General features: G+C 66.2%; 9 protein-coding genes. 3 read left to right on the forward strand and 6 right to left on the reverse strand.

Annotation, left to right across the window (positions count from 1 at the left end):
- Positions 1 to 642, forward strand: a 642-nt coding sequence (gene folD / locus VJS90_RS03695) for a bifunctional methylenetetrahydrofolate dehydrogenase/methenyltetrahydrofolate cyclohydrolase FolD (RefSeq protein ID WP_324119223.1), incomplete at its 5' end; no start/stop codon positions are given.
- A gap of 86 nt (positions 643 to 728) precedes the next feature.
- On the opposite strand, the gene VJS90_RS03700 is transcribed toward folD, so the two are convergent.
- Genes VJS90_RS03700 through VJS90_RS03725 form a run of 6 tightly spaced genes read right to left on the reverse strand, consistent with a single transcriptional unit; the run spans position 729 to position 6660 of the window.
- Entirely contained in the window at positions 729 to 2468 is a 1740-nt protein-coding gene (locus tag VJS90_RS03700; protein WP_324119225.1) for an ABC transporter substrate-binding protein, read from the reverse strand.
- A 50-nt stretch (positions 2469 to 2518) separates the two neighbouring features.
- A complete protein-coding gene (locus tag VJS90_RS03705) occupies positions 2519 to 2791 on the reverse strand; it encodes a DUF2160 domain-containing protein (RefSeq protein WP_324119227.1) in 273 nt (90 codons plus the stop codon).
- A 13-nt stretch (positions 2792 to 2804) separates the two neighbouring features.
- Positions 2805 to 3605: a carbohydrate ABC transporter permease gene (locus VJS90_RS03710; RefSeq protein ID WP_324119229.1), complete on the reverse strand. Its 801-nt coding sequence runs from the start codon at positions 3603 to 3605 to the stop codon at positions 2805 to 2807.
- Between the two features lie 3 nt (positions 3606 to 3608).
- Positions 3609 to 4472, reverse strand: a complete 864-nt coding sequence (locus VJS90_RS03715) for a sugar ABC transporter permease (protein ID WP_324119231.1) — start codon at positions 4470 to 4472, stop codon at positions 3609 to 3611.
- On the reverse strand, positions 4469 to 5566 hold the full coding sequence (locus VJS90_RS03720; RefSeq protein ID WP_324119233.1) for an ABC transporter ATP-binding protein: 1098 nt from the start codon (positions 5564 to 5566) through the stop codon (positions 4469 to 4471). The genes VJS90_RS03715 and VJS90_RS03720 overlap by 4 nt, the downstream gene beginning before the upstream one ends.
- Positions 5566 to 6660: an ABC transporter ATP-binding protein gene (locus tag VJS90_RS03725; protein WP_324119235.1), complete on the reverse strand. Its 1095-nt coding sequence runs from the start codon at positions 6658 to 6660 to the stop codon at positions 5566 to 5568. The genes VJS90_RS03720 and VJS90_RS03725 overlap by 1 nt, the downstream gene beginning before the upstream one ends.
- A gap of 198 nt (positions 6661 to 6858) precedes the next feature.
- Here VJS90_RS03725 and VJS90_RS03730 point away from each other — a divergent pair, with 198 nt between their 5' ends.
- The gene (locus VJS90_RS03730) at positions 6859 to 8652 is read left to right on the forward strand and encodes a sigma-54-dependent Fis family transcriptional regulator (RefSeq protein WP_324119237.1); all 1794 of its coding nucleotides are present in this window, start codon (positions 6859 to 6861) and stop codon (positions 8650 to 8652) included.
- Positions 8653 to 8733: 81 nt separating this feature from the next.
- Entirely contained in the window at positions 8734 to 13602 is a 4869-nt protein-coding gene (locus VJS90_RS03735) for a dermonecrotic toxin domain-containing protein (RefSeq protein WP_324119239.1), read from the forward strand.
- Positions 13603 to 13645: the final 43 nt, after the last annotated feature.

Consider the following 13645-nt stretch of genomic DNA (forward strand, 5'->3'; position numbering starts at 1 on the left):
TCCGAAACCACTCAAGAAGCGCTGACCGAGCTGATCGATCGCCTGAACAACGATCCTGCAATCGACGGCGTTCTGCTTCAGCTTCCGCTTCCCGAACACCTGGACGCCTCCCGGCTGCTGGAGCGCATTCGTCCGGACAAAGACGTCGATGGCTTCCATCCTTATAACGTCGGTCGCCTGGCCCAGCGTATCCCGCTGCTGCGCCCATGCACCCCCAAAGGCATCATGACCCTGCTGGAAAGCACCGGTGCCGATCTCTACGGGATGAATGCCGTGGTTGTCGGCGCGTCCAATATCGTTGGCCGCCCGATGGCGATGGAATTGCTGCTGGCCGGTTGCACGGTGACGGTTACCCACCGCTTTACCAAGGACCTGGCCGCCCATGTGGGCCGCGCCGACCTGGTGGTGGTGGCCGCGGGCAAGCCTGGCCTGGTGAAGGGCGAGTGGATCAAGGAAGGCGCCATCGTCATCGACGTGGGCATCAACCGTCAGGAAGACGGCAAGCTGGTGGGCGACGTGGTCTACGAGACCGCCCTGCCGCGTGCTGGCTGGATCACCCCGGTGCCAGGCGGCGTGGGGCCGATGACCCGGGCGTGCTTGCTGGAAAATACGTTGTATGCGGCCGAGGAGCTGCATAAGTAAGAAGTGATCTGGGCGGATATCGTGCTTTTGCAGCGTCGCCCGCGGCGCTGCAAAAGCACGATATCCGCCTCTGGGCCTTCACCTCCCTACTTCCTCCCCGCCTCCCACGATTTCACCAGTTCCTCATAACTCACCGTCTCCCCCTTCGGCTTCTCATTCGCAAGCTTGGGCTTCGGCGCGCCGGGCTGGTCAAACCAGTACTGCGCATCCCGCTCGGGGTTGAGTTTGGGCGCGCACGTCGCCTGGGCCTTCGAGCGCTCCAGCCTTTCCAGAATGCGGTCCTGATCACGTGCCAAGCCATCAAGCGCCTGCTGCGGGGTCTTCTCGCCACTGGCGACTTCGGCGATATGGCTCCACCACAACTGCGCCAGCCGCGGGTAGTCCGGCACGTTGGTGCCGGTGGGCGTCCACTGCACCCGCGCAGGGCTACGGTAGAACTCCACCAGCCCACCCAGCTTGGGCGCGAGGTCGGTCATGGCCTGGGAGTTGATGTCCGATTCGCGAATCGGGGTCAGGCCGACGATGGTCTTCTTCAACGATACGGTCTTGGACGTGACGAACTGCGCGTACAACCACGCCGCCACGCGCTGCTTCTCGGGGGTGGACTTGAGGAAGGTCCAGGACCCGGCGTCCTGGTAGCCGAGCTTCATGCCCTCCTCCCAGTACGGGCCCTTGGGCGACGGCGCCATGCGCCACTTCGGCGTGCCGTCGGCATTCATCACCGGCAGGCCGGGCTTGGTCATGTCGGCGGTGAACGCCGTGTACCAGAAGATCTGCTGGGCGATGTTGCCTTGGGCCGGCACCGGGCCGGCCTCCGAGAAGGTCATGCCTTGGGCTTCCTTGGGCGCGTAGGCGCGCAGCCAGTCGACATACTTCTGCGTCGCGTACACGGCCGCCGGGCCATTGGTGTCGCCGCCCCGGGTGACACTGGAACCGACCGGGTGGCAATCCTCGACACGAATGCCCCACTCGTCCACCGGCAGGCCGTTGGGCAGGCCCTTGTCGCCGCCGCCGGCCATGGAGAACCAGGCATCGGTGAAGCGCCACCCCAGTGAAGGGTCCTTCTTGCCGTAGTCCATATGCCCATACACGCGCTTGCCGTCGATTTCCTTGACGTCTTCGGTGAAGAACTTGGCGATGTCCTCGTAGGCCGACCAGTTCACCGGCACCCCTAGTTCATAGCCGTACTTATCCTTGAACCTGGCCTTGAGGTCCGGCCGATCGAACCAGTCGGCACGGAACCAGTACAGGTTGGCGAACTGCTGGTCAGGCAGCTGGTACACCTTGCCATCGGGCGCGGTGGTGAAGGAAATGCCGATGAAGTCCTTCAGATCAAGTGTCGGCGAGGTGTAGTCCTTTGCCTCGTTGGCCATCAGGTCGGTGATCGACTGGGTCTTGCCGTACCTGAAGTGCGTGCCGATCAGGTCCGAATCGTTGACCCAGCCGTCATAGATGTTCTTGTCGGACTGCATCTGCGTCTGCAGCTTTTCCACCACGTCGCCTTCCTGCAGCAGGTCGTGGGTCAGGCGGATCCCGGTGATCTCGCTGAAGGCCTTGGCCAGCACCTTGGACTCGTACTCGTGGGTGGCGATGGTCTCGGACACCACGTTGATCTTCATCCCGCGAAACGGCTCGGCCGCCTTGATGAACCACTTCAGCTCGTCCAGCTGCTGCTGCGGGGTCAGGGTCGAAGGCTTGAACTCGCTGTCGATCCATTTTTTCGCGGCATCCTCAAAGGCATCGGCCCAGGCGCTGGCGTGCAGGCTGGTCAATACCACCAAGGCCGCGAGGGTCAGCTGTCGCCGGTTCTCGTTGTTGTCGAACATTGCGATCTCCCGTTTGAGTTATTCCATGAGGCCGCGCCGAACCCGTCCGGCTAGCCCCAGCGCATCACCACCAATAGCAAGACCAGTGACAGCAGCGAGGCCACCCACAGTGGCCAGTCGCTGAGCCCGATGACCAGCAGGTGCAGGTAGGCGCAAGCCAGCAGGCCGATGAACAGCCGGTCGCCACGGGTGGTGACGATCGGCAGCACGCCACGCCGCGCGACGCACGGGCGGCGCAGCTCGTACAAGGTCATGCCGACCAGCAGCACGCCGATGGCGCCGAAGAACAGCGCCGTCGGCAGGGTCCAGGCCATCCACTCCATCGCCTTGCCTCCTTCACACCCGGCCCAGGGCGAAACCCTTGGCCACGTGGTTGCGAACGAACCAGATCACCAGCATGCCGGGCAGGATGGTCAGCACCCCGGCCGCCGCCAGCACGCCCCAGTCGATGCCCGAGGCCGAAACGGTACGCGTCATCACCGCGGCGATCGGCTTGGCGTTCACCGAGGTCAGGGTGCGCGCCAGCAACAGCTCGACCCACGAAAACATGAAGCAGAAAAATGCCGTGACGCCGATGCCCGAGCCAATCAGCGGGACAAAGATCTTCACGAAGAACCGCGGGAAGCTGTAGCCATCGATGTAGGCCGTTTCATCGATCTCCTTGGGCACCCCGGACATGAAGCCCTCGAGGATCCACACCGCCAGCGGCACGTTGAACAGGCAGTGCGCCAGGGCCACGGCGATATGCGTGTCGAACAGGCCGATCGATGAATACAACTGGAAGAACGGCAGCAGGAACACCGCCGGCGGTGCCATGCGGTTGGTCAGCAGCCAGAAGAACAGGTGCTTGTCGCCCAGGAAGCGGTAGCGCGAGAAGGCGTAGGCCGCCGGCAACGCCACGCCCAGCGAGATCAGCGTGTTCAGGCACACGTAGTACAGCGAGTTGATGTAGCCGGTGTACCAGCTGGGGTCGGTGAAGATCACCCGGTAATTGTCGAGGGTGAAGGCCTGCGGCCACAGGGTCAGCCCGCCGAGGATCTCGCTGTTGCTCTTGAACGACATGTTCAGCAGCCAGTAGATCGGTACCAGCAGGAAGAAGAAGTACAGCAGCAAGGGCAGCGTCTTGCGCGGGTTCATGGTCTAGTCCTTGTCGGCATGGGTCATGGCCGTGTAGAACAGCCATGACACCAGCAGGATGATCAGGAAGTACACCAGCGAAAACGCTGCCGCCGGCCCAAGGTCGAATTGCCCTACAGCCATCTGCGTCAGGGTCTGGCTGAGGAAGGTGGTGGCGTTGCCCGGCCCGCCGCCGGTCAGCACGAACGGCTCGGTGTAGATCATGAAACTGTCCATGAAACGCAGCATCACCGCGATCAGCAGCACGCTCTTGAGCTTGGGCAGCTGGATATGCCGGAACACAGCCCACGCCGAGGCGCGGTCGATGCGCGCCGCCTGGTAGTAGACGTCGGGGATGGCGCGCAGCCCCGAGTAGCACAGCAGGGCCACCAGCGAGGTCCAGTGCCAGACATCCATCACCAGCACCGTGACCCAGGCATCCAGGGTATTGCCGGCATAGTTGTAGCTGATGCCCAGCGCGCTCAGGCTCGCCCCCAGCAGGCCGATGTCGGCCCGTCCGAAGATCTGCCAGATGGTGCCGACCACGTTCCACGGGATCAGCAGCGGGATGGCCATGATGATCAGGCACAACGATGACCAGCGGCCCTTGGCCGGCATGGTCAAGGCGATGGCGATGCCCAGCGGGATCTCGATCAGCAGCACGCAACCCGAATAGACGAACTGGCGCAGCAACGAGTCGTGCAGGCGCGGATCCTGCAGCACCTGGCGATACCAGTCGGCGCCGACGAAGTAGCGGCTCGAGGGGTCGAAAATATCCTGCAACGAATAATTGACCACGGTCATCATGGGCACCACCGCGCTGAAGGCCACCAGCACGAACACCGGCAGCACCAGCCACCAGGCCTTGTTGTTCGGCACCCGGTTCATGGCGTGGCCTCCAGCAACAGGTCGTCGACGTAGAGCATCAGCCACTGCGCCGGCAGGGTGACCCAGGCCTGACCGACGGGCACTGGCCGGTCCTCGCCGAGCCGCGCCTTGATCAGCGTTCCCTGCAGGTCGAGGGTGACGATGCGGTAGGTACCCAGGTCTTCGAGGTCGACCACCTGGGCGCTCAGGGCCTCGTCGAACGGTGCGTCCCAGACCTGCACGAATTCCGGGCGGATTCCCAGTTGCACACGCCCGGCCGCAAGGTGCGCCAGGCGCCTGCGCATGGCCTCGGGCAACCTCAGGTGCACATCGCCGAAAGCTACTCCGAGCGCGTCGACCCGCACGTCGATGAAATTCATCCCGGGGCTGCCGATGAAGTAGCCGACGAAGGTGTGGCGCGGGCGCTCGAACAGCTCGCGCGGCGTGCCGAACTGGACGATCTGCCCGCCATGCATCACCGCGATGCGCTCGGCGAAGGTCGAGGCCTCCAGCTGATCGTGGGTGACGTAGATCATGGTGATGTTGAACTGCTCATGGATCTGCTTGAGCTTGCGCCGCAGCTTCCACTTGAGGTGTGGGTCGATCACCGTCAGCGGCTCGTCGAAGAGGATCGCCGACACGTCGTCGCGGACCAGGCCGCGGCCCATGGACACCTTCTGCTTCTCGTCGGCGCTGAGGTTGCGCGCTTTCTTGCCCAGCACGCCAGCGAGGTCGAGCACCTCGGCGATTTCCTGCACCTTGGCGCGCACCCGCGCCGCTGGCACACCCTGGTTGCGCAGGGGAAACGCCAGGTTGTCGAACACGCTCATGGTGTCGTACACCACCGGGAACTGGAACACCTGGGCGATGTTGCGCTGCTGGGGAGACAGCGCGTTGACCACCTTGCCATCGAACAGCACCTGCCCCTGGGACGGACTGAGCAGCCCAGAGATGATGTTGAGCAAGGTCGACTTGCCGCACCCCGAAGGGCCGAGCAAGGCATAGGCCCCGCCCTGCTCCCAGACATGGTCCAGCTGGCGCAGCGCGTAGTCGTCGCTGCCGCCGGGATGGCGGCTGTAGCTGTGGGCCAGGTGCTGCAGACGGATCTCGGCCATCAGGCGACCCTCGCTTCGCGCAGACCGGGTGCCTGCACCAGCTGCCCGGCCGCATCGAAAACGAACAGCTTGTGGGTAGGAATGAACACGCGGATCGGCGTGTCCACCGGGTACTCGTGCACGCCCGGCAGGTGCAGGATCATCCGCCAGTGTTCGTTGCGCACATGCAGGAAGGTCTCCGAGCCACTGATCTCGGCCAGCTCCACCAGCACCGCCAGCTCCAGGTCATCGTCATTGGACGGCACCAGACTGATATGGCTGGGGCGCACGCCAAAGCGGTACTCGCCGTCGCCGATGCGCCGCAGGTCGGCGTTCATCGCGAAGTGCACGGCGCCGGCCAGACTCACCTCGTTGCCAGCGATACGCCCCGGCACCAGGTTGATCGGCGGCTCGCTGAACAGCTCGGCGGCCAGCACGCTGCCGGGGCGATGGTAGACCTCCGCGGTAGGGCCGCTCTGGACGATGCGGCCCTCATGCAGCACGGTCGTCGTACCGCCCAAGGCCAGCGCTTCGTTGGGCTCGGTGGTGGCGTACACAGCGATGCAATGGCGGGCGGCGAACAGCGCGCGCATTTCCTGGCGCAGCTCTTCGCGCAGCTTGTAGTCGAGGTTGACCAGGGGTTCGTCGAACAGGATCAGTCCCGCGTCCTTGACCAGCGCCCGGGCCATGGCCGTGCGCTGCTGCTGGCCGCCGGAAAGTTCCAGTGGCAGGCGCTCGAGATAGGGTTCTATGCGCAGCATGCGCGCGGTTTCCTGCACCCGGCGGCGGATTTGCTGTTCCGGCAGGCGTGCCTGGCGCAACGGCGAGGCGATGTTCTCGAACACGCTCAGGGTCGGGTAGTTGATGAACTGCTGGTAGACCATCGAGACATTGCGCTGGCGCACCGGACGGCCGGTCACATCTTCGTCGTTCATCAGCACCCGTCCCTGGTCCGGGCGATCAAGCCCTGCCATCAGGCGCATCAGGCTGGTCTTGCCGGCTAGGGTCCGGCCCAGCAGCACGTTGAACGAACCCGGCTCGAATCGCAGGCTGGCATCCGCGATCCACGCTTGCCCGTCGACGTTACGGCACACATGCTCCAGCACCAGTGACATGGGATGACCTTCTTGTAGTTGTCCCCCTGCCCAGCGAAATCCATGCCACTGCCCCGCAACGGCGGGAGCGCCCATGATCAAGCCCTCCCAGCCCCGCCACCGCAACCGCCCCCTGTCCAGCTTCCTGTACAACTGAACACTCCTGAACAACACTGAACACCGGTCGGCAAAAACAACAACATCACACAGGACAGGCCCATGGCCGCCTCCCCTTCGACCCATGCCCAACTGATCCAGGCCTCCTGGGCGCGTTGCCGCGACTACGGCCTCGACCCGGGCAGTGCCCCGGACTTCGATAGCCTGAACGCCAGCGCCTTGCGTGCCTTGCTCCAGCGCCAGCAGGCCTTGCTGCAGATGACTCGCGACGAGGTCATGCCGCAGCACGCCTCCTTGCTGGGCAACTCTAGCTACCTGGTCATGCTCAGCGATGCCCAGGGCTGCCTGCTCGACGCCTGGGGCACCCGACGCTTCATCGACCCTCGCCAGCAGCACGGCTTCACCGCCGGCGCGCACTGGCGCGAGCAAGGGGTCGGCACCAATGCCATCGGCACCGCGCTGGCCTGTGGCGCCGCGGTGCATGTGGGGCACGACGAGCACTACCTCAGGCAGAACCGTTTCATGGCCAGCGCCGCGGCGCCATTGTTCGATGCGCAGCGGCAACTGGTGGGCGTGCTGGATGTTTCCAGCGACAGCTATCTGCCCGCTTCACAGACCTTGGGCCTGGTGCGGATGATGGGCCAGAGCCTGGAGAACCGCCTTATCCTCGCGCAGTTCGGCACCCTCCACCGGCAGCTGCTGTTCAACACCGGGCCCAACAACCTCGACAGCTCCTGGGCGGGCCTGCTGGTATTCGACGAGCGCGGCCAGGTGCTCGCGGCCAATCACCGTGCCGATAGCCTGCTGGGGCAGAACCCCTTGCAGCGCACCCTCGAGCACTTGTTTCAGACACCGCTGGCGCGGCTCCTCGCCCAGCCCGAAGCCCGGGCCTTTGCCCTTCAGGCCACCGGACGCAACCGCTTCCACTGCTTGTGGAAGGCGCCGCTTGCCAGCAAGACAGGCGCGTGGCCGGCCACGGGCGGCCAGACCGGCGACCCGCGTGTCGACAAAGCCCTGGTCCAGGCCGGGGTGCTGCTGGAAAAGGATATTCCCCTGCTGGTCCAGGGTGAGACAGGCGTGGGCAAGGACGTCTTCGTCAATGCCCTGCACCGCGCCAGCAGCCGGGCCCAAGGGCCGCTGGTGGCGGTCAACTGCGCGGCGATCCCGGCCGAACTGGTGGAGGCGGAACTGTTCGGCTACGAAAAAGGCGCCTTCACCGGCGCCCATCACAAGGGCAGCGCCGGAATGATCCGCAAGGCCGACCACGGCATCCTGTTTCTCGACGAGATCGGCGACATGCCACCGCCTGCCCAGGCGCGCCTGCTGCGGGTGCTGCAGGCGCGCTGCATCCAGCCACTGGGCGGCGGCGAGCCGGTTGCCGTGGACATCCGCGTGGTGTCGGCAAGCAACCGCGACCTCAGCACCGAAGTGCGCGCTGGGCGCTTTCGTCAGGACCTCTACTACCGCATCGCCGGGCTCACCCTGGTGCTGCCGCCGCTGCGCGAGCGCAGCGACCGCCGCGCGCTGATCGAGCAGGTGCATGCCCAGTACCGTGAGCCAGGCCAGCCGCATCGCCTGGACAGCGACGTGCTCGAGTTGCTGCTGCGCCACCCATGGCCGGGCAATCTGCGCCAGCTGAGCTGCGTGCTGCAAGTGGCCCTGGCACTGGCAGGCGCGCGGCCGGTGGGCCTGGAGCATTTGCCCGCGGCTTTCCTCGCCGAGCAGCTGGACGTGCCGCCAGCGGGACGCCCGGCGATGGCCAGCGACCTTGCCAGCCTGCTGAGCTCGGCCCAGGGAAACGTCTCGTCCGTGGCGAGAAGCCTGGGCATCAGCCGCACCACCTTGTACAAGCGCCTGCGCGAACTGGGCCTGGACCCCAACCGCATCGCCGGCTGAGCACAGGTGTTAACCGGATAGCCCAGGGCGGGTGTCCGGCGTCTTTAGTCTCGCTGCTCTTCATCTCAAGGGAGCAGCACCATGCCACATTCATTGCCGTTGGACCTTGCCTCGATCCACCAGCGCCTGCCGGGCTGGCTCTGTCAGGCCACCCCAGGCCAGCGCGCCTTGCTCAAGGCGCGGCTACGCCAGAGCCACCGCGCCGCCCGGCAGCTGGCCAGCGCCATGGCCGCCATCCCCTCGGTCGAGACGTTCAGCCGCCCGCTGCTGCGCGACGCCCTGGCGCGCTGGTACCCAGGCGTAATGCTGCCCGCGGTGGACACCGCACAGGTAAAAGTGCGCACCCCCGACAGGCTGCACACCCTGTCATGGCTGGAAGCGGCGCTTCAGAATTTCGATGCCGGCACGTCCGTTTCGCTCTACGCCAGCCCTGATGCGCCCGAGCCGCTGAATGTGGACAGCACGCTGTTCGTCAGCGGTGTTCGCAATCTCGATCTTGGACAGCGCTACCAGCACACCTTGGGCGACGTCGTCGACAACGATCACTTTCGCGGCCTGTTGCGCGAACAGGACCGCGCCGCCTTCGCCGCCGAGCTGACCATCGCGCGCCTGCAAGGGCGTATCGACAGCCGCGGCGAAGCCTTGGGCGAGGCGGCGCTGGACGGCGCCAGCGAGATACCCGCACCGGGCGGCGGCGTGCGGGCCCTGAACTGTGGCTACCTGAGCCTGCTCGGTTTCGCCCTCGCCGGGCCCTTGCTGGTGCGCCTGGAACCCGATGGCCAGACCGAGCCCTGCCTGCTGTACCTGCCAGGCGATCCGCAGGGCGCGGTGCGCCAGTACCGGTCGCTGCAAGCGGTGGGCCTGGTCCTGACCAAGCGGTTGTGGATGCCAGCCTTCCGGCAGTTCTTCAACCGCTACGTCAGCCACGCCGAGCAGCCTGCCTTTGCCGCACGGCTGCGTGACACCCTCTACCCGCGCTACCCGTACGCGCAATTGCACCCGGAGCCACCGGTGCTGAAAAAGGGCGAGACCTTCAGCTGGATCAAGCGTCTGTTCCCGGATCCCCACGACCTCTGGCAGCAGACCCTGGACCAGAACGCCCGGCTGCCACTGACCCTGACCCCATGGAGCGCCGAGTGCTTCGCCGCCCGCGCGCGGGCTCAGGTGCAACGCACCCTGACAGATGCCGCCAGCCTGGCGGTGCCGGTCGCCCAGCTGGATGCCGCCGCGCGTCAGGCACGCCTGCTTGGCTGGCTGGGTGTCGGGCTGAGCGTGCTCAACGCAGTCAGCCTTTTCGTGCCGGCCCTGGGCGAGCTGATGCTGGCCGTGGGCGGCGCGCAGATCGTCGATGAATTTCTCGAAGGCGTGCATGCGCTCGACGAGGGCGAAGCCGATGCGGCCATCGCCCACCTGTTCGAGGTATTCGACAACCTGCTGCAGTTCGCCGTGCTCGGCGCCGCCCATGGCGCCTTCGAGGCGCCAGGCCCCCTGCAAGGCTGGACGAGCATTCCTGGCCAATCGGGACGTCGGCTCTGGCATGGCGACCTCACGCCCTTCACTCGCGAGGCGCCATGGCCACCAGCAGCGTCCGCCGCCACCGATGGCCTGCATGACTGGCAAGGCGAACCCTGGCTTGCCCTGGAAGGCAAGGCCCTGCCGCTGGAACCGGTACAGGGAAAGGGCCGATGGCAGCTGGCTGCGGCCAAAGGCCAGCAGCATTCGCCGACCCTGCTTGGCAATGACGATGTGCCATGGCGCCTGGAGCACGAACAACCACTGGCCTGGCGCACCCCTACGCTAACGCGGCGCCTGGGCGCCTGCACAGCGGACGTCAGCGACGATACCCTGCTGCGTGCCTTGCGCTGCACCGGCTACAGCGAAGCGGCCGTGCGCCGCATCATGGTCGACCAGCGCCGTGCCCCCGCCCTCCTGCTCGACAGCCTGCAGGCGCTGGAGGCCACAGCGCCCGCGGCCGCTGTGCCGGCCAGTGTCGACGCTCTCGTCCTGGGCCGCGACTTCCCGTCCCTGAGTCCCAGGGCCCGCGCCGAGATCCTTGCTCAGGCCGACGCCAATACCCTGAGCCAGCTGCGCGGCACCGGCCGCCTGCCGTTGCCTCTCGCCGAGACGGCTCGCCTGTACCTGCGCGAGGCGCGCCTGAACCGAGCCTTGCAACGCTTCCATCAGCAACAGGGCCCGGTCGAGGACCGCGACAGGCTGGCATTCGCCAATCTCGAAAGGCTGCCTGGCTGGACCGACACCCTGCGCCTTGAGCTGCGAGAACAGCGCATCGACGGTCCACTGATCGCGGCGGCCGGGCCCGAAGGCCGTCCATTGAAAACCCTCCTGCGCAGCGCGCACGGCTACGAGCCGCTCGACGAAACGGGCCAGGCCCTGGCCAGCCCCGTGGACCTCTGGCAGGCCCTGCTCAATGCCCTGCCAGACGAGGCGCGCACGGCACTTGACCTGCAGATTCACGAGCCCCTGGCGCTACGTGACGCGCTGTTCGAAAAAGCCGCTAGCGATCGGCGGCGCTGCGCCCTTCAGCTAGGCATGGCGCCAGTACGCCCAATGTTCAGGCTGCCCACGCGGCTGATCGATGACGCGCGCATCGGCTATCGACTGAGCGGTCGCGGCCGAGGCTGGGTGACCGAGGACGAACTGTTCGATTCACTGTTCCCCGCCGGTGATGCTGACGATCGCGCACTCCTGCGCCAGCGTCTGCGACAAGAGGCAGGCACTCGCGCTGGCGCCTTCGGCAGGTTGCTGGAGCGTCTGCGCGACGAGCTGCGCCGCCTCGATGCGACCCTTGATGGCTGGATCCAGGACTCCACCGGCGTGTCCGTGGACGATGCAAGCCAGCGCCGCGGCGCCCGGGTGGAAGCCGCGCACGCCATCCGCCAGGCCTGGCGCCGGCAAGGCCCGCCTGAAGACTTCGGCAACCCGGATTTCGTCGCCCTCACCCTCGACGCACGCCACCTCGGCCCGCTCCCGCAGCTGCCAGACCCACTCGTGCATGTCAGGCGGCTGACCGTCAATGGCTGGCAGAGCACCGGGCCGCACAACCTGGGTGGTTTCCTTCCGGCGTTCCCACGGGTGCAGCACCTGGACATCGCCGCCAACCTGCTGCGTTTCATCCCTGAAGAGGTGGCCGGGTTTGCCGAACTGCAGTCCCTGGACCTGTCAGAAAACTTCCTGCAACTGGACGACGAACGCAACCTGGGCCTGCTCACGCGACTCACCGGCCTGCAACGCCTGAACCTGACCGACGCGGTCGACGTGCTGCCGGTCGTGACCTTGCAGCGCATGAGCCAGCTGCCCTCCTTGGCCTCGCTGCAACTTGACCTCAACAGCCTGTCGCTGGAGGCCGAGCATTTCGAAGCGCTGCGCGACTGGCCCGCCCTCACCCGCCTGAGCCTGGGCTCCAATGACATCACGCTGAACGTCGAGAGCCGCGCCGCGCTGGGCAGCCTTGACCGGCTGGAAGTGCTGTTCCTGGAAGAAAACCCGTTGCAGCTCGCACCCGACGTTACCGGCTGGAGGTCGCTGCGCGAGCTGGACCTTGCCTCTACCGAAATCCGTCAGTGGCCCGCCGGATTGCAGGCATTGCTCGAGCAAGAACCCTTGGTGCTGGAGCGTCTCGACCTCAGCGGCAATCGGCTGACCGAGGCGCCAGCGCTGCGCGGCAGCGCCTTTGCCCGTGCGATAAACCCGCAAGGCGATGAGGTGATCTACGACTTCAACGCCAACCCGTGGAGCGAAACCGCGCAGGCCAACCTGGCGGACGCAGGGTTTGCCGTGGTTCCCGACTTCGAACCCGATGCCGCCTGGTATGAGGATTTGCCACTGGACCTTGAAGCGCACCGCACACTCACCGCTGACGACCCTCAGTGGGCGCCGTTATACGACCTGTTCGCCCGCCTGCGTGAAAGTCCCGACTATCAGAACAACCCTGGGCTGATGCATGCACGTCTGGCCCGTGTGCTGAGGGCGCTCACCATGTCGGCCGATGAACAGGCCGATGGCGTCTGGGGACAGGCCGAGCTGCACCAGCAGGTGCTCGATGACATCAATGACGCCGCGCAAGGCTGCGTCGACCAGGCCAGCCTGCTGTTCCAGAGCATCGAAACCGAGGTGACGATGTGGTGGACCGTGTCCACCGCCGAGGCCGGCGCCGCCGACGAAGCGGTTGCCTTGGGCGCCGCCGCCGGCCTGCTGCGCCAGGGACGGCTGGACGAGCGCGTGGGCCAGCTGTACAGCGCCCGCGTCGCGCGCCGCCGTGCCCTGGCCGAGGCGCCCGATGAAGCCGCGCGCCAGGCGGCGCCACCTTTGCATCCGGACGATGACCTGAGCGACGAGATCCTGACCGAGCCCAACCATCTGGTCGACGAGATCGAGATGGCGCTGTATGCGCGTATCCAGTTGCAAGCGCGCCTGAATCTGCCGGTGCAGCCGCAGGAGCTCCTGTTCGGCGGTCTCGGGCGCCTGAGCGTAGAGACCTTGCAGCGGCTAGAGCACGCCGTGCTCAGCGAAGTCGACGGCGCCCTGCTGGCTGGCTGGGCCAGCGAGCAGCGCTTCTGGCAGGCCTGGGTCCGGCGCTTGCGACCTGCCGCGTTCGAGGCGTTCGCAGGGCAATGGAGCGCCGCGTCGGAGTATTACACCGAGATGAGCGAGGCCGGCGCGGCCGGGGGTGCCTATACGGGACCTGCCGTGCCGGAGCGCTATGTCCGGGCGCTGGAGCAGCAGATGGGCAATGTGCCGGGCTTGGTGTGGCGCGTCGAAGGTGTGCTGCAGCGGATCGACCTGGTGTCGGACCGCTATGTGGGCGAAAGCGGGTTGTTTGACCAGGCGGGGCGGTTGCTGGTGGCCATGCGCAGGGAGGCGGAGCAGGCCCTGTACCGGGCGTTGACAGAGGAGATCGTGGCGGCGAGGTTCGAGGGGGTCGCGTCGTGATCAGTGGCGGCCCGTTCGCGGGCCCGCTCTCACTGGATGGGTA

The organism is Pseudomonas sp., assembly GCF_035277045.1.
Classification (GTDB): Bacteria; Pseudomonadota; Gammaproteobacteria; order Pseudomonadales; family Pseudomonadaceae; genus Aquipseudomonas.